This is a genomic window from Roseivirga spongicola, assembly GCF_001592965.1.
Lineage (GTDB): Bacteria > Bacteroidota > Bacteroidia > Cytophagales > Cyclobacteriaceae > Roseivirga > Roseivirga spongicola.
The window spans coordinates 657322-673982 of sequence record NZ_LRPC01000028.1 but is presented as its reverse complement, the minus strand read 5'-3'; the positions used below and the strand labels follow the sequence as shown (position 1 = coordinate 673982).

The window sequence follows — 16661 nt, the reverse complement described above, 5'->3', positions numbered from 1 at the left end:
TTCTTATTGCTGTTCTTCAATTTTGTTCGAACCACTTTTAGTAATCAACTTTTTGCCAATTACCATTTCTCTTGAAGCAACTCTTTTGTCTGGCGTATAATGCCAAATCGCTTCAGCTTGATCATTAGAAAGTATAAGCTCTAAATATCCATGGTCTCTCAGGTTGGCATATTTGAGTTGCGGATTCAAAGGGCTACCTGTAATGTTTTGTTCGTGCTCCATCACGGTCTCGTCTGTGGTGCCAGCCCTATCGTTGGTGTTTCCAGAGTTAATACTCGTTGTGCCGAATTCTACCGCTACAGCTCCATTGGTTTTGTAGTCGCTAAAAGCATCTTCGGTAACTTCTAATGCCCAAGATGAGTGTGTGTCTCCAGTTACGAAAACCACATTTTCTACTTGTTCATTTCTAATATGGTCAATGATCTCTGTTCTTTCATAAGGGTATCCATCCCAAGAATCTAGGTTCAGTTGGAAAGTAGGGAAACCCCAGTTTAGGTAGCTGAATATTACTTGATTGCCAATTATTTTCCATTGAGCATCAGATTCAGATAATTCGTTTTTGAACCATGAAAGCTGTTCAGTTCCTAGCATCAGTCTTTCTTCACTTGCAATGTTTGGGTCATCAGCACTTTTTACGGGAGCTACTCTGCCAGCCAATCGTTCGTCTAGCATAATTAAATCGGCCATGTCGCCATAAGAAAAGCTTCTGTATAGCTCTTTCGACTCTCTTATCGGTAGCCACTCATAATAAGCCTTTCTAGCTGCTGCTTTGCGGTCATTGTAGTCGCCTTCATTCTCTTGATGATTCTGAGCGCCATCCACATAAGAGTCATTCGCTATTTCGTGATCGTCCCAAATGGTGATGAAAGGAATGCGTTGATGGACTTCTCTTAAGTCTTTATCTAATCTATACTGAGCATACCTTGTGCGATAATCTTCTAGTGTGATGATCTCATGTGGAGGCATATGGAACCTGCCCGTTGTAGTATCTCCGTAGCCCTTTTCGCCATATTCGTAAATGTAATCTCCAAGGTGTAAAACAACATCTATGTCATTTCTTTCAGCCAAAGCACCATAACCATTGAAGGGGCCAAACTCATAATTACTACAACTTACAATGGCCAATCTCAAGGCTTCATTACTTTCGGAAGGTGCTGTTTGCGTTTCGCCAATCAATGAATTTGCACCTTCATAATTGAATCTGTAGAAATACTTAGTGTTTGGTTCTAAACCGTTTACATCAACCTTTACGGTATATCCTTTATCAGGATTAGTGATTACTTCTCCAGTTTGGGTTGGCTCATTGAAGTTTTCATTTTCTGAAATTTCCCATTGAACAGTTAGTTCTGGTAAGCTATCTTCTGGAGTTACTTTAGTCCATATAATTACTGCATTTTGAAGCGGGTCGCCAGACGCAACGCCATGGTAAAATGGTTTTAGAGAAGCTTCATAGTAATTGCTTAACGGATCGGCTACTGGTGAGTGGCTTTCTTGTTTTTGGCATGCAAAGAAAACAAATACAAGTAACAGAAGTAGGTTGATCTTTTTCATAAGTCTAATTGTTGACGAAGTTAAGGGCAGTAGGTCAAAGGTTCTTTAATTAAATATTATGTTTGAAAAAAGTAGAGCTAACATTGAATACAACTAAGAAGGTAGCTGTTATTGGAGGCGGAGCTGCAGGGTTCTTTGCCGCCATTTCCTGTAAAACACATCATCCAGAAGCCCAAGTGTTTATCATTGAGAAAACCAGTAAGCTGCTGGCCAAAGTAATGATTTCTGGAGGCGGTAGATGCAATGTTACCAATGGTTTTGAAGGCATATCTGGCTTCGCTAAACATTACCCACGGGGTGAGAAGCAGTTAAAAAAAGCTTTCGGACAATTCAACTCTAAAGATACCATTGAATGGTTTGAGAATAGGGGCGTGGCTTTAAAAACAGAACCTGATGGACGAATGTTTCCTACAACGGATCAGTCGCAAACCATCATCAACTGTCTCATGCAAGAATGCAAAAGGCTTGGTGTTCAAATTCGAACTTCAAGTCAAGTACAAGAGATTGTTAGCCATGAAGATTCTATTGAGTTGGTGATTAATGGTACCAAAGAAATATTTCAATCAGTAATTATAGCAACTGGAGGACAACCAAAAAAGGAAGGCTTTCAGTGGTTGAAAGACTTAGGACATCAGATTATAGAGCCTGTTCCATCACTTTTTACATTCAATATGCCAAAGAACCCTATTACCAAGTTAATGGGGCTCTCGGTACCGAATGCCACTGTCCGAATTCAGGGTACTAAACTAGAGCAATCAGGCCCTTTACTAATTACACACTGGGGAATGAGTGGGCCAGCAGTGCTTAAAACTTCAGCTTGGGGTGCCAGAACTTTAAATGAGCTCAACTATCAATTCGTAGCGCATGTAAACTGGCTTGGTAGCTCGAAAGATTTTGAGGTTAAAGAGCAGATTGATTTGGTTAGACAAAATTCGCCAAAGAAACTACTGAAGAACTTATGTCCTTTTGAATTGCCTCAGCGCTTTTGGGAGTTTCAACTCAATAAATGTGAGGTTGACTTAGAAAAGCCATGGGCAGAAGTATCAAAAAAACATATCAATAAATTGATAGAAGTGTTGGTGAATGACCAATACCCCGTTTCAGGCAAAACCACTTTTAAAGAAGAATTTGTGACTGCCGGAGGAATAGACCTTGCAGAAGTAGACTTCAGTAGCATGCAAAGCAGAGTAGTAAATAACCTCTATTTTGCAGGAGAGGTGCTTAATATAGATGGAGTTACCGGAGGTTTCAACTTTCAGGCTGCATGGACTACCGGCTATATTGCTGGCAAGCATTGTCTTGCCTAGTTCCACTCGTCAAATACCTATCTCCGTTTTTAAGGGTTTTGTATTATTTTCCCAGTTCTAAACCTTTAAAATTCTATGAGAACAAAATCGCTTTTATTTAGCGCTTTCCTGATGTTGCTCGGTGTCGGTCTTTCCGCCCAAGACCTTCAGGAAATACTAAAGAATTACGAATATCGAAACGTTGGCCCTTTAAGAGGCGGTAGAGTTACTGCCGTTGCCGGAGTAGCCAGTCAACCGTCCGTTTTCTACATGGGAGCCACTGGTGGTGGTGTCTGGAAAACCGACAACTACGGAATGTCGTGGAAGAACGTATCCGATGGTTACTTTCCAACGCCTTCTATTGGTGCCATTAGCGTTTACCAAAAAGATCCGAAAATAGTTTATGTTGGAACAGGTTCTGATGGACTTCGTTCTAATGTAATTGCAGGAAAAGGGGTATACAAAAGTACAGACGCTGGTAAAACTTGGAACTTCATTGGTTTGAAGGAGTCAGGGCAAATTGGTGCAGTAGAAATTCACCCAGACAATCCTAACATTGTTTATGTAGCAGCAATTGGTCAAGCCTTCGGCCGAAATGAGGAAAGAGGTGTTTTTAAGACTACCGATGGTGGTAAAACTTGGGATAAAGTGCTTTACCATTCTGATAGCATAGGTTTCTCTGATCTAGAGCTAGCCCCAGACGATCCGAATACTATTTATGCAGGTGCATGGAGAGGTGAGAGAAAGCCTTGGACAATTATCAGTGGTTCTACTGAAGGTGGCGTTTATAAGTCTACCGATGCTGGTAAAACTTGGACGAAATTGGCCAACGGCCTACCGAACAAACTCATTGGAAAAGTAGATTTAGCAGTTTCGGCTGCCGATCCGAATAGAATATATGCGAATATTGAAGCATCTGACGATATGGGAGGGCTTTATCGCTCTAACGATAGAGGTGCTACTTGGGAATTTGTTTCGGACAATAGCAACCTAACAAACAGACCGTTTTACTATACCAACATTGAATCTAACCCTAAGAATGCCGATGTGGTATATAACAACTCTTTGAGATTTATTAAGTCTGAAGATGGTGGTAAAACATGGAAAAGCATTTCTACTCCTCATGGAGATAATCATGACATCTGGATTAACCCTAACGATACTTCTATTTGGATTCAAGCCAACGATGGCGGTGCTAATGTAACCTTAGACAATGGCAGAACTTGGTCTACTCAGTTCAACCAACCAACTGCCGAGCTTTACCAAGTTGAAGTAGATGACCAATATCCTTACTGGCTATACGCTGGTCAGCAAGATAACTCAAGCACCATTGCAGTGCCAAGTGAGCCAGTTCAGAGTGTTCAGGCGGGAAGCAATGCTTTCATTATCAATACTGGCGGTTGCGAAACTGGGCCAGCAGTGCCAAAGCCGGGTAATCCAAATATTGTGTACTCTAACTGTAAAGGACGTTTCGGGGTATATGATAAGACTACAGGTCAAGAGCTTCAGTACTATGTTGGGGCAACCAACATTTACGGACACAACCCTAAAGACTTGAAGTTCAGATTCCAGAGAGTGGCTCCAATTCATGTGTCTCCTCATAATCCTGATGTGGTATACCACACGTCTCAGTACGTGCACAAAACAACCGATGATGGTAAAACTTGGGAGATCATTTCTCCAGACTTAACAGCTTTCGACCCTGAGTTCCAAGTTGTTCCTGGCTCTCCAATTACTAGAGACGTTACGGGAGAAGAGTATTACAGTACTATTTACGCTATCAGAGAGTCTACTCTGAAGGAAGGTCTAATTTGGGTAGGAGCTAATGACGGACCTGTTCACGTAACTAAGGACGGTGGTAAAAACTGGGAAAATGTAACACCAAATATGCCAACTGGTGGTAGAGTAGATGCCGTAGAGCCTTCTCCGCACAACCCAGCTAAAGCGTATGTGTCTGTGTTGAGATATCAATTAGATAATGATTTCAAGCCTTACATCTATAAAACTACAGACTACGGTAAAACTTGGGAGTTATTAACTCCTGGAACTAACGGTTTACCTGATGGCTTCCCTACCAGAGTAATTAGAGAAGACCCTAAAAAAGAGGGAGTTCTTTATGCTGGAACAGAATTCGGAATGTTCATCTCTTTCGATGATGGTAAGAACTGGCAGGCATTCAACAACAACTTACCAGTTACACCAATTACCGACATTAAGATTAAGGACAATGATTTAGTGCTTTCTACCATGGGTAGAGGCTTCTGGATTATGGATAACATTGTAAGTCTGAGAGAAATTGGAAGCGTTAAAAATCAGCAGGCGCACCTATTCGATATTCAAGATGGTGTTCGTAATAGAATGTACGCAAGAAGTGATTACAATGGCCCAGAATACAACAGAATGGGAGTTACTATCGACTATTACATTAAAGATCAGGATCAGAAGGTTCAGTTAGATATTCTAGACGATGAAGGTAATGTGGTAAGAACTTTTGTGAATGGCAGACCTAGTCCTCCAGTGAATACTGAAAGAGACATGTCTACTGAGTTCTCTAATCCTCCTGCAGCTGGTGGTTTACCTAATAATCAGGGATTGAACCGTTATAGCTGGAACATGCGCCATGCAGGTGGTTGGAGCAATAACCCAAGAAGAGCGTACATGGGTAACGGACCAATGGTTGCTACGGGCAAATTTAGGGCTAAACTTACTGTGGGCGATAAAGTGATGGAAGAAGACTTCAATGTGAAGTTAGACCCACGCGTTACTTTAGTAAGCGATGCAGACGTAGCCGAGCAAGAGAGACTAGCGCTTGAAATTCAGAACTTCAGTGACAAAGTTTCAAAGCTAATAGCTACGATGGATGAGGAGAGAGAGGCATTGAAAAATAGCCTAGACACTGAAAAAGCAAGCAGAAGAGATCAGCGCAAGAAAGAAGCACTAGATGCTATTTATTACAAGTTGGTAACTCCTCCAGGTACTTATATGCAGCCAATGCTTGCGTCTCAAACTGGTTACCTATCTAGCATGATTGGTAGAGCAGACCAAAGACCAGGTCAAGATGCTTACGAACGTTTTGAAGAGCTGAAAGCACAGTTCGAAGAAATAAAGAAAGAGTTCGAATCTTTGAAATAGAGTTTGAACAAGCTGAATAAGAAATGGTATTGGCAAATTCCGCATCCAATAGTGATGCTGTTTGCCATTATCATTCTTACGGCCATACTTAGCCATATCATTCCGGCAGGTATGTTTGAAAGGGAAGTGGTAGATGGTCGGAGCAGAGTAATTCCTGATTCTTATCATCAAGTAGAACCATCACCACTTTCTTTTTTAGATACTTTTCTTTCCATTCCCGGAGGTTTTGCCTCAGCTATTTCCATCATTTTTGTGGTGCTTTCTTCTGGCATTATGTTCGGCATTCTAGAGAAATCTGGAATGATAGAAAATGCGGTGGGCACGTTCGTAAAAAAACTAGGTGTTGAAAGAAGGTTTCTAGTAGTCATTTTAATGACTTACCTTTTTGGTTGTTTGGGTGTGTTTATTGGTTACGAAAACAACATTGCACTCATTCCAATAGCAGCCATAACTTCTCTTGCTCTTGGCGGTGATCTTATGCTAGCTGCTGGTATTTCTGTTGGAGCTGTAACAGTAGGCTTCGGACTTTCTCCAGTTAATCCATATACAGTAGGAACAGGACATACCTTGGCAGAAATACCTATGTTTTCAGGTTGGCTGGTACGTTCCATTCTATGCTTTACAGCATTAAGCTTTCTCGCATATTTCAATGTGCGATACTTCAAAAGAATTATTAAAAACCCAGAAAAGTCTCTTTCCTTAGGAATAGATACTGACGGTTTCAAGCTTTCAAAGCCTTTAGCTGAATATCGACTGACTATCAACAACTGGCTGGTGATGCTAGTATTTGTCGGTGGCATGGTGACTATGTTATATGGAGTGTTCACTTGGGGTTGGTACATCAATGAGATCTCTGCCATATTCTTAATGATTTCAATTGCAGCAGGAATAGTCTCAGGGCAAAGTGGTAGAACTATAAGTGAAACGGCATTGAAATCTGTCTCTGTGGTGGCTCCCGGGGCTTTTATGGTTGGTTTTGCCACCAGCATAAAAGTGGCTATGGAAATGGGGAACATAAGTGACACTATAGCATTTAATTTGGCCGAAGGCTTAAAGACTTTACCGCTTTATGGTTCCGCTATTGCTATGTCAGGCTCTCAATGCTTAATCAATTTCTTTATCCCATCGGGAAGTGGTCAGGCTTTAGCTACTTTACCCATTATGATTCCATTAGGCGATGTACTCGGACTGACACGCCAGACAACGATTCTGGCTTTTCAGATTGGCGATGGAGTAACTAACCTTTTCAATCCAACTTTGGGCGGACTAATTGCTATGCTAGCTATGTGCCGAATTCCGTTCGATAAATGGTTGAAATTTATTTTACCAATTGTAGGTATAGTTCTGGCTATATCATGGATTACACTTATGATTGTAGTAGCTATCAATTGGCAGTAGTTCTGTTTAAAGGTTTAATGTTTGATGTTCAATGTTTAATCACTTCCGTCTTCTGACTTCCGACTAATTCACTAATTTCTCAATTACCTATGCATGTAGAAAGTATTTTATCCAAGCTCGTTTCATTCCCTGTTCTGGGAGGAGAAAGTAATTTATCTATCATTCACTGGATTCAAGAATATATCGAAGGTTTTGGTGTGAAAACGGTTTTGGTGCCGAATGAAGAAGGAACAAAGGCCTCATTGCACTGCCGAATAGGTCCTGCTGTAGATGGTGGTGTAATCCTCTCAGGCCATACGGATGTTGTGCCAGTAGAAGGTCAAGACTGGACTAGTAATCCTTTTGTGTTGACAGACAAAGGAGACGGCAAACTATACGGACGTGGTTCATGCGATATGAAAGGCTTTGTGGCCTGCTGCCTGGCTGCTCTGCCAGAGATGGTAAAAGCTGAACTCAAAGCACCGATCTACTTTGCCTTTTCATACGATGAAGAAATCGGTTGTTTAGCTGCTCCTGAGTTAGCACAGGCTATTAACGACTACTATGATGAGAAACCTCAGTTTGCCATTATAGGTGAACCAACCATGATGGTGCCAACTGTCTGGCAGAAGGGGATTTGTATTTATCACACCAAGGTGACTGGTTCAGAAGGGCACAGTAGCAGAATCAAGCAGGAAGTAAGCGCCATACATGAATCAATGCGGTTGATTCTTTGGCTGGAAAATAAAATGAATAGCTTGATTGAAGCGGGCTCAACTGATGATAGGTTTACTCCGAACCACACTTCTATTCATATTGGCAACATCAAAGGTGGACTGGCACCAAATATCATTGCACAAGAATGTGTATTTAATTGGGACGTAAGAACTATTCCGTCTGAAACTCCAGAGCAAATTTTAGCTGAGTTTGAGGCTTATTGCCGCGAAAGAGAGGAGGAGCTAAGAAAAGTATTCTCAGGCTTCAAGATTACCAACTCCTACAAGCATCCGGCTGTTCCGGGACTTGATACAAAGGAAAACCAGTCTATAGTGGCACTGGTTAAAGAATTGGCCAATAATGATACTACCAATGCTGTGTCTTATGCTGCGGAAGCAGGTCAATTTCAAGAAGCGGGGTTTGAAGCGATGATTTGTGGCCCTGGAGATATTGCTCAAGCCCACCGAGCTGATGAATTCATTCATAAGGAACAGCTGGAAATGGGAGTGGAGTTTATGCAACGACTAATCCAAAAACTCTCCTAAGTACTTCTTTAAGAGTAAGTTGTCATATTCGTTTGTGTTTGGGAATCTATATCCCTATTATCTATTCCAAGATAAGGCTAGAACGATTGACGTCATTCAACGCCTATTGTTTATTCATCAGATTAATACAGACCGAAGACTCAAGGCGTTATAGTACTTTCATATACCCGTTCATTGAAAAAATTAAAGGATTTGAAATCATAAATGGAATTAATGGCAAAATTTTAATAAATAGAACTTAGAAGAGATTCTTTAAACTTTAAAACACACACACTTATGAAAATTGAGTTATCTGCTCATGATTCTCATCATGAGCTCCTCTCCAAGTATTTAGGTCAATTAAACGAGGAAGTTACAGCTGAAACCGAGATTATGGTTATAGCAGGTGATTGGGCTCACCAAATTGCTTACAACAAACATTGTCAAATATTTAATAAGCGCTTCCAGAAAAAACCATGGGCCATAATCTATTGCAAACACAAGGTCGATGTTGTAATTGCTTATCGGCTTGCTGTAGCACTTAAGCTACCTGTGAGGATACGTGCAGGAGGGCACGATCATGAGGGGGAATGCATAGACACAAATGCCATACTCATAGATGTTTCAAGAATGGACGTTGTTGATGTTGATGAAAATGGGTTAGCTACTATAGGTCCTGGAAATATCTTCAAAAACTTAACCACAAAGCTTGCCGATGAAGACGTAATGATTCCTCATGGCACTTGTGCTACCGTAGGTATTTCTGGTTTTATTATGGGAGGGGGCTGGGGCCCCTGGACTAGAAAGTACGGTATGTGTTGCGAAAGACTAATGGGTGTCGACATAGTGTTAGGCAATGGTCATTCAGCTATAATAAATGCTGATGGAGACAATGTGCCAGATCTCCTCTGGGCCTTACGAGGTGGCGGCCCAATGAGCTACGGATTGGTAACTGAGTTTAGAGTTCAAACTTTCCCGTTGCCAAAAGTACTTATTCGCTTCAATTTAGATTGGAATCTTTATCCAGATGAATTTTGTGATGAACCAACGTGTAGTTATCCTACAATAAAGGTGCTCAAAGCATGGGAAAATGTAATTGAATCTGACCAGACCAGCAGGTTGATAGGTACAAACCTACAGGTAAATGGAAAGCCAGCATCTGGTGACTCCTTCGACTATGAGACAGTTTGCCATAATTGCCGAATGTATGGCTATTGGGAAGGCGATGAAGATAGCCTTAATGCGTTTATAGAGGAATGGTTTAAGGGTGTAGAGCCTAATCATATTGACATTAACCCGAATCATGGTGGTACAGAGTCCAACAGCGCTTATGGTGACCAACTGATGAGTGATTGGGCACGTGTATCTTATCATAAGGTTTTAGAAGCCCGTTATCGCAATGGTGAAAATGTAACGGTTGAAAGTGAAGAGCATCGCCAGTTATTATTAGAAGGCAAACCACTGCCGCCAGACTATGACGATCCTGCTCCACATAAAATTACCTCTCGTTTGGTAGATTCACAAGGGCTTGGAAATGAAGGGTATAAAGCATTTTTGCAGAGTTTAACTTCCGAGCTTATTTTGGAAGGTAACCGGAAATTAGGCCTATTTACCTACGTAACCCTAGGTGCTATTGTGGGAGACTACTATCGTGAAAACCCTGAAGGTGGTAATAGCGCATTTCCATTTAAAGACAAGCTCTATACCATTCAATATCAGACATGGTGGAATACACACGAATCTGAAGCCAAAGAAAAACAGAATAATTATGTGTATAACCGCACTAACCGAGCGCTCGATTGGATGGAGGTAGCTCGAGATTATAATATTCCAAATACTTCTGGCGCCTTTATCAGTTTTAAGGACAGCTCAATTCCTACTAAAACCTATTTTGCTCAGAATTATGACGAATTAGTTCGAATAAAAGAAGATTGTGTAGAAGATCCGTATAACCATTTACGAATCCGAAAGAGCATTATCTAACTTTTTAAGGTTATTGAGGTCTGAAACCCCGGCAGTGCTTGGGGTTTCTTTGTTTTACATGTGCAAGTGTTAAAAGCTTCAATCATTTGAAGCCTTATCATAAGTACTTTTTGTTGATGTCCTCCTCATCAATGAATATTGCCTATTGATGATTTTGTAGCTGGGTCTAGCACCAAGTTCTTCAGTCTTGAATATATTCGCACATGCTACAAGAACTGCTATCCAAAAACCATATTGAACCAGCACGAGTCATCAAATTCGATCAAGAAAAACTACATCACTTCGATTTAAGTAAGAATAATCAGGAGCTCGATAGAATAGATCTAAACGATGAGCAGCAGTTCACAGAATATATTCAAGCGGTGTTGGATAAGAATGACTGCACTACTGGAATTGGTGGTTATGGAGAGGAGAGAAGTCTATACTCTAGAAGTGACTTGTTTTCTGATGAAGAACCAAGAACCATCCATTTGGGCATTGATATTTGGACCAAAGCAGGGACTCCGATTTACTCACCTTTAGAGGCAACTGTGCATTCTTATGCCAATCATAGAGTGCATGGAGATTATGGGCCAGTGATTATCCTTGAGCATGAAATTGATGATGAGATCTTCTATACACTTTACGGCCATTTAAGCACTATGTCTCTGCATGGTCTATACGAAGGAAAGCTGATTAAGAAAGGAGAGCAGTTTGCCAGTTTGGGTGCTTACCATGAGAATTTTCATTGGCCACCACACCTTCATTTTCAAGTTATGCTCGATATGGAAGGCCTTAAAGGAGATTACCCTGGAGTCTGCAAAGCCAGCGAGAAGAAGAGGTTTTTGGAGAATTGCCCAGACCCAGCTTTGCTTCTTGGAAAGTGAAGCTAGTTTTGGCAAGCACATTTCTGTACTTGCCATTTCTAATCAGTACAAGTAAGGTGATTTAATTTCCTCCTCCTTTGCCTGATTTTGTTTTTGGAGCCACATACTTAGACCAGTAAGTGTCAGTGCTCGGATCGTCCTGTGAAAGTACAAAACAGTCTATGGTACCATTTACTGGCGGATGAAACTGCACTTTGGCATGTGTTCCGTCAGAGTAGGCCATTCCGTAAGAGTCAGAATTTTCTGTGATGTATTTATTCCATTCGTTGATGTATTTCTTCTGTGTTTCTGCACTGGCGTAAGTAGATGTATCTTGATACACGAAGTCATTATGCTTTTGAGTCACCCCAATGTAGCCGAGGTTCATAGCGGTGACTAAGTCACGGCCAACACTAGATATCATAGCTTGAAAACAAGTAGTGTCTTTTACGGCATTGGCTCCTGTAGCCGTCCAGTTAAGTGACACATCATTGGCCCAACCACCTTTTTCAATTTTACTTGGTGTAGTTGGGTTGGCGTATTCAAAAGCAGGATAAACATACATTCCACCAGAGCTACTACCACTCATAATAGTTCCTCCATTAAGTGCTTCTTTGGTCAAGTAGATGTAAGTGATGTCTCCCTTTTTCGGACAATCTATGGCTTCGAAGGAGGCTACAATGTCATTCATGTCAGTAATGGAACTTCCTGCAGGCATCATTTTCGGTGCTCCAAAGTAGCCGGTGAATTTGAATGAGCCCAACTGTGTTCCGCAGTGAGGAGAGCCAATAGTGCTATCCGCATTGAAGGTAAGTTTAGTTATATTGTCTTTAATGGCCTTAATGTAGGCATCATAAGCACCACTATATTGCGAGCTTACCTGAGCAACTGTAGGTCCCCAGAGTTTCTTGTAAGTAGTACCATCGGTTCCTTTAATTGAGACTTCAGCAGATGTGTCGGCACTAAGTCCGCAGCCATTGATGAGTCCTGAAATTAATTCATTAGCTGTTTCGCCATAGCCGCAATGGGTGCCATCGCTAAACTTAGCACCACAAACCAAGCCTACCTGGTCAACATTGGTTACATCAAAATAGGCCATATTATCTGACTCCAGTGAGGTGAGCTCAAAGAAGCCACCAACCCAGTTCGGATCGGCAGTGCCCATAGCGGTATTCGGATGGTTAGTAATGGTATTAGCGCCAGTTTCATTGGTCATTAAAAACCAAAAAGTACCTGAGTTGATCCAGTCGAAACTACAAGTGAATGGCTTATCTAATGCTAATTTGCCGTCTTTCCATGGCTGTTTGTAGCTCATGTTTGAAAAGCCGGTAACGCCAGAAGTTAGTGCATCGGCATAATCGAAAAACAAATACAGGTCTTTGCTACCTGTTTTGTTATGAAAGTTGATAGTCATCATTGTGATTGAGTTTATTTAATTGAGGTTTTAAAGTCGAAAGCTGCCGAATATCAATTCTTGTGGCAACCGTATAATTACGGGGTTTTAAAAATGCGCGTATTCGCCATGTGGAGATAGAGAGTGGGTATTAAAGAAAATGGTTGAATGAGAGGAAGATGGGAAGGTGATTATGAGCAGTGCGTGATTCAAAAGCGCTAGTTTTGAATCGAGCACATTCGGTAGCCAAAGCTGTGGTTTAAATTTTATTCATTTTACAAACCGCAAAAGTTTCAGTACCACCATCAGCCGCATTGCGTATAACTTATGTTAGCTGCTCCTTATTCTACCCTCGGTTCTTACTTTTCCTAAAAATCTATTACCTTCTTTATCAAAGTAGTAAGTTTCGCCCAATTTTGATTCTTATTTTCCATATAGAGACTTATCAAAGGTTCATTTTCATCCATCGTTGAAATCATTTGTTTCAATTCTTCCCAACCAATTACATGTATGTATTTTCTCTGTTCATCATCAGTTAGTACTTCATAAATACTGCGAGTAAGTCCAACGTTATTCGAGCCAATTGATTTTTTACATAAGTTTTCTGGATCAATTTCGAGGATTGTATTTTTTATGAGCGGGAGATTGAGCTTGGGGTCTATGTATATGTCTTCTCTGTTGAGATACAATTGAAGTAGTTTCTTTAACAGTATGGTATCTTGTTTCAAGTCGTGACTTTTGTGCTTATTTTGATTACGATTGACTCGAAACTTGGTCAATTGAACGGAATCTTCGTTCTTAGAAAACTGTAATTGAAAAATACATACGTCAGTCCAGCTGTGGGCGAAGTGGATTTTGTCCTTTAATACGAATATGTTCCATTTTTCATCCATAGTCGATGAAAAAATGCCACTGTCAAATACTTCAAACTCTTTAAATGAAATATTCACATTAAGATCTCCAGTTTCGTATCTTATAGGAAATGATGAAGCTATTTCTTGTTTTTTCGCGTGGTTCATCCAATTTGCTGATAACGTTGAATAATGACACAGTTTTCTATCACTACATTCTATATAGATAGTGAAAATGTATCATTATACCGCCAATAGGGTTGGCTAATACTACCTATTTACTTTTCTCGCTTATCTCTATCTTTAGCCATGCGAATTTCCGCCATACTTCTTACTGCCGGACTTTCCTCTAGAATGGGAGAGAATAAGATGCTGCTACCGCTGCCAGATTCTACGGTTGTTCAGAAGACTTTAGAGCAGCTATTGGCTGCTGGGGTAGATGAGATTGTGGTAGTTACTGGAAGAGATGGAGATTTAGTCGAATCAGAAATCAATCCTGATGCCTTGGGACAAAAATTAAAAATCATTCATAATCCAGATTACCATAAGGGCCAAACCACTTCTATTCAGGTAGGATTAAGGGCGATTGACGATGCCGATGCAGTGATGATTTGTTTGGGTGATATGCCATTGCTCAAGGCTGAAGATTATTGCTTTTTGATGCATTCATTTGCCAATCAAAATGAATACAGTATTCAGGTACCTTTTTTCAAAGGTCAGAAGGGGAATCCTGTGATTTTTGCTCAGAAGCATTTTCAGGAAATATTGAACCATACCGAGATGAATGGCTGTTCTGCTGTCGTTCAGAGGAATTCGGAAAGTGTTTGTCGAATTGAGGTTTCTTCTGATCATTTTATTCAGGATATTGATACGCCTGAAGACTATCAACAAATTCTAAAAGCTTTTGAATAAAGACGATTTACTTCGCTACAACCGCCAAATCATTATTCCTGAATTCGGAGAATCAGGTCAGCAAAAACTGATCGATTCATCGGTTTTGGTGATTGGAGCCGGAGGTTTAGGTGCACCCATTTTGCAGTATTTGTCTGCTGCTGGGGTCGGCCGAATCGGTATAGTAGATTTCGATGAGGTCAGTCTGTCTAACCTTCAGCGTCAGGTACTTTTCAATACCAAAGAGATCGGTCAATCAAAAGCCAAAACAGCAAGTGAGAAACTGAGTCTGCTCAATCCGTCAATTCAGTTCGATGTGTATGAAAGTCCGATCAACTCGCTCAATGCAATGAAGTTGATTGAGCCATATGATTTAGTAGTTGATGGTTCAGACAATTTACCAACTCGCTACTTAGTGAATGATGCTTGTTTTCTGCTTCAAAAGCCTTTGGTATATGGAGCCATATTTAGGTTTGAAGGCCAGGTTTCGGTTTTTAATGCCTTGAAAACTGATGGAAGTAGAGGCCCTAATTATCGCGACTTATTTCCCACACCACCACCGCCAGAAATGGTGCCTAGCTGTAGTGAAGGTGGAGTTTTAGGTGTTCTACCAGGAATTATCGGTTCTATGATGGCCAATGAGGCAATAAAGCTTTTGGTGGGAATGGGTGAGTTACTTAGCGGGAAACTCTTCGTTTTTGATGCGCTCGATTTCTCTACGTTCAAGCTGAATATTGAGGCTAACCCAGACAACCCGATTAGTGGGCAGCATCCAACGATTAAGGAATTGATAGACTATGAGGCCTTCTGTATGGGAGCAGTGAAGCAGGAGTCGATTAAAGAGATTTCCGTTCAGGAGTTGAAGGAAAGATTGGATAAAGGAGCTGTGGAATTGATTGACGTTCGGGAAGATTACGAATACGAAATCGCTAATTTGGGAGGCAAGTTGATCCCTCTGAATAAAGTATTGAGCAGATCGAATGAGATTCCAAAAGACAAAGAAGTTGTGATGATGTGTAAGATGGGAGGCAGAAGTAAAAAGGCCATTGAATTACTTCAGAAAGAAGGTTTTGAAAACCTGATCAACTTAAAAGGTGGCATTACAGCATGGCAACAAGAGATTGACTCGAGTATGAAGGCTTACTAGCCCGTCAGTACCGAAGGTCAGACGGGACAGGACGACTGAAGAATCTCATGTTTGAATTCGGGAGATTCTTCGCTTTGCTCTGAATGACGTTTTAAATTAGAGTTTGATAAAGTTTGAGCCGTCATTCCAGAATTTTTCTTCCTAATTTTTCAAGGATGAAAAATATCAGGAATCTCTTTATCGCCTCATTGTAGAAATAAAAATGAAAGTAAAAATAACGGCATTCGGTATAGCCAAAGACATTGTGGGAGGAAAGCACCTTGAGCTAGAGGTGAATGGACAGGAACTGTCATTGGTGAGGAAAGATCTGATTAGTCAGTTTCCAGACTTTGAGAAACTGGCTTCACTAAAATTTGCAGTAAACACCAATTATGTAGACGATTCTTATCAACTGAATGAAAACGATGAGGTGGTTTTAATTCCGCCAGTAAGTGGAGGCTAATGGAGAAAATATACATCACATCAGATAGGCTTAGCAGTCAGGCTTGCATCGATTTAGTATCAGACAATGGCAGCGGTGGACTGGTAGTATTCATTGGCAATGTGCGTAACAAAACCAAAGATAAAGCTGTTCAGTACCTCGACTTTGAGTCATACGAGCCAATGGCCTTGAAGGAAATGCAGAAGATTGCAGATGAAGCTGTTAGTCGATGGAATTTGCACGACATGGTCATTCACCATAGAGTTGGGAAAGTACCAATAGGGGAAGAAGCAGTGATTATCGCTTGTTCTTCGCCACACAGAAAGGAATCTTTTGCCGCTTGTGAGTTTGCTATAGATACGCTAAAAGAAACAGTACCTATCTGGAAAAAAGAGGTTTTTGAAGATGGTGAGGTATGGGTGTCAGCACATCCGTAATAATGTTTAATGATGAATGATGAATGTTTAAGGTTTAATGTATTGATAAGAAGCAGAGAGCAGGAAAACCCGTCATTGCTTTCGAACCGATGAACCAAAAGTCCCC

General features: G+C 40.9%; 13 protein-coding genes. 10 read left to right on the top strand and 3 right to left on the bottom strand.

The genetic code is table 11. The annotated features are described in order from the left end of the window. Positions 1 to 3 precede the first annotated feature (3 nt). Positions 4 to 1551, bottom strand: coding sequence for an alkaline phosphatase D family protein (locus tag AWW68_RS14770; RefSeq protein ID WP_068222536.1), 1548 nt, complete (start codon positions 1549 to 1551; stop codon positions 4 to 6). A 62-nt stretch (positions 1552 to 1613) separates the two neighbouring features. On the opposite strand from AWW68_RS14770, the gene AWW68_RS14765 reads away from it, so the two are divergent. The 6 genes from AWW68_RS14765 to AWW68_RS14740 all read left to right on the top strand — a co-directional run bounded on the left by AWW68_RS14765 (position 1614) and on the right by AWW68_RS14740 (position 11436). Continuing rightward, on the top strand, positions 1614 to 2858 hold the full coding sequence (locus tag AWW68_RS14765) for a BaiN/RdsA family NAD(P)/FAD-dependent oxidoreductase (protein ID WP_245660249.1): 1245 nt from the start codon (positions 1614 to 1616) through the stop codon (positions 2856 to 2858). 75 nt (positions 2859 to 2933) lie between these two features. Further along, on the top strand, positions 2934 to 5969 hold the full coding sequence (locus tag AWW68_RS14760) for a WD40/YVTN/BNR-like repeat-containing protein (RefSeq protein ID WP_068222533.1): 3036 nt from the start codon (positions 2934 to 2936) through the stop codon (positions 5967 to 5969). Between the two features lie 3 nt (positions 5970 to 5972). Next, on the top strand, positions 5973 to 7367 hold the full coding sequence (locus tag AWW68_RS14755) for a YfcC family protein (RefSeq protein ID WP_221406003.1): 1395 nt from the start codon (positions 5973 to 5975) through the stop codon (positions 7365 to 7367). An 89-nt stretch (positions 7368 to 7456) separates the two neighbouring features. After that, positions 7457 to 8608 (top strand): acetylornithine deacetylase, encoded by a 1152-nt coding sequence (gene argE, locus AWW68_RS14750; protein ID WP_068222530.1) that lies wholly within the window; start codon positions 7457 to 7459, stop codon positions 8606 to 8608. 276 nt (positions 8609 to 8884) lie between these two features. Beyond that, a complete protein-coding gene (locus AWW68_RS14745) occupies positions 8885 to 10570 on the top strand; it encodes an FAD-binding oxidoreductase (protein ID WP_068222527.1) in 1686 nt (561 codons plus the stop codon). Positions 10571 to 10773: 203 nt separating this feature from the next. Beyond that, on the top strand, positions 10774 to 11436 hold the full coding sequence (locus AWW68_RS14740; protein ID WP_068222525.1) for a peptidoglycan DD-metalloendopeptidase family protein: 663 nt from the start codon (positions 10774 to 10776) through the stop codon (positions 11434 to 11436). A 61-nt stretch (positions 11437 to 11497) separates the two neighbouring features. On the opposite strand, the gene AWW68_RS14735 is transcribed toward AWW68_RS14740, so the two are convergent. Together AWW68_RS14735 and AWW68_RS14730 are read right to left on the bottom strand one after the other, a co-directional pair. After that, positions 11498 to 12832, bottom strand: coding sequence for a hypothetical protein (locus AWW68_RS14735; protein ID WP_157717668.1), 1335 nt, complete (start codon positions 12830 to 12832; stop codon positions 11498 to 11500). A gap of 344 nt (positions 12833 to 13176) precedes the next feature. Then, on the bottom strand, positions 13177 to 13827 hold the full coding sequence (locus AWW68_RS14730) for a hypothetical protein (protein WP_068222519.1): 651 nt from the start codon (positions 13825 to 13827) through the stop codon (positions 13177 to 13179). A 141-nt stretch (positions 13828 to 13968) separates the two neighbouring features. Here AWW68_RS14730 and AWW68_RS14725 point away from each other — a divergent pair, with 141 nt between their 5' ends. The 4 genes from AWW68_RS14725 (at position 13969) to AWW68_RS14710 (ending at position 16555) form a co-directional block, all read left to right on the top strand. Continuing rightward, positions 13969 to 14571: a nucleotidyltransferase family protein gene (locus AWW68_RS14725; protein ID WP_068222516.1), complete on the top strand. Its 603-nt coding sequence runs from the start codon at positions 13969 to 13971 to the stop codon at positions 14569 to 14571. Then, on the top strand, positions 14564 to 15697 hold the full coding sequence (moeB, locus tag AWW68_RS14720) for a molybdopterin-synthase adenylyltransferase MoeB (RefSeq protein ID WP_068222513.1): 1134 nt from the start codon (positions 14564 to 14566) through the stop codon (positions 15695 to 15697). Before AWW68_RS14725 ends, moeB begins: the two co-directional genes overlap by 8 nt. Positions 15698 to 15899: 202 nt before the next feature. Then, complete coding sequence (locus AWW68_RS14715) at positions 15900 to 16139, top strand: MoaD/ThiS family protein (RefSeq protein WP_068222510.1); 240 nt, start codon at positions 15900 to 15902, stop codon at positions 16137 to 16139. Next, positions 16139 to 16555 carry a molybdenum cofactor biosynthesis protein MoaE gene (locus tag AWW68_RS14710; protein ID WP_068222508.1) on the top strand — a complete coding sequence of 139 codons (417 nt, stop codon included), beginning with the start codon at positions 16139 to 16141 and terminating at the stop codon, positions 16553 to 16555. The genes AWW68_RS14715 and AWW68_RS14710 overlap by 1 nt, the downstream gene beginning before the upstream one ends. Positions 16556 to 16661 lie beyond the last annotated feature (106 nt).

Bases quoted from the DNA above. Each gene is read 5' to 3' on its own strand.
- AWW68_RS14770 (WP_068222536.1), bottom strand. From the start codon at position 1,551: ATGAAAAAGATCAACCTACTTCTGTTACTTGTATTTGTTTTCTTTGCA.
- AWW68_RS14760 (WP_068222533.1), top strand. From the start codon at position 2,934: ATGAGAACAAAATCGCTTTTATTTAGCGCTTTCCTGATGTTGCTCGGT.
- argE (WP_068222530.1), top strand. From the start codon at position 7,457: ATGCATGTAGAAAGTATTTTATCCAAGCTCGTTTCATTCCCTGTTCTG.
- AWW68_RS14745 (WP_068222527.1), top strand. From the start codon at position 8,885: ATGAAAATTGAGTTATCTGCTCATGATTCTCATCATGAGCTCCTCTCC.
- AWW68_RS14740 (WP_068222525.1), top strand. From the start codon at position 10,774: ATGCTACAAGAACTGCTATCCAAAAACCATATTGAACCAGCACGAGTC.
- AWW68_RS14735 (WP_157717668.1), bottom strand. From the start codon at position 12,832: ATGATGACTATCAACTTTCATAACAAAACAGGTAGCAAAGACCTGTAT.
- AWW68_RS14730 (WP_068222519.1), bottom strand. From the start codon at position 13,827: ATGAACCACGCGAAAAAACAAGAAATAGCTTCATCATTTCCTATAAGA.
- AWW68_RS14725 (WP_068222516.1), top strand. From the start codon at position 13,969: ATGCGAATTTCCGCCATACTTCTTACTGCCGGACTTTCCTCTAGAATG.
- AWW68_RS14715 (WP_068222510.1), top strand. From the start codon at position 15,900: ATGAAAGTAAAAATAACGGCATTCGGTATAGCCAAAGACATTGTGGGA.
- AWW68_RS14710 (WP_068222508.1), top strand. From the start codon at position 16,139: ATGGAGAAAATATACATCACATCAGATAGGCTTAGCAGTCAGGCTTGC.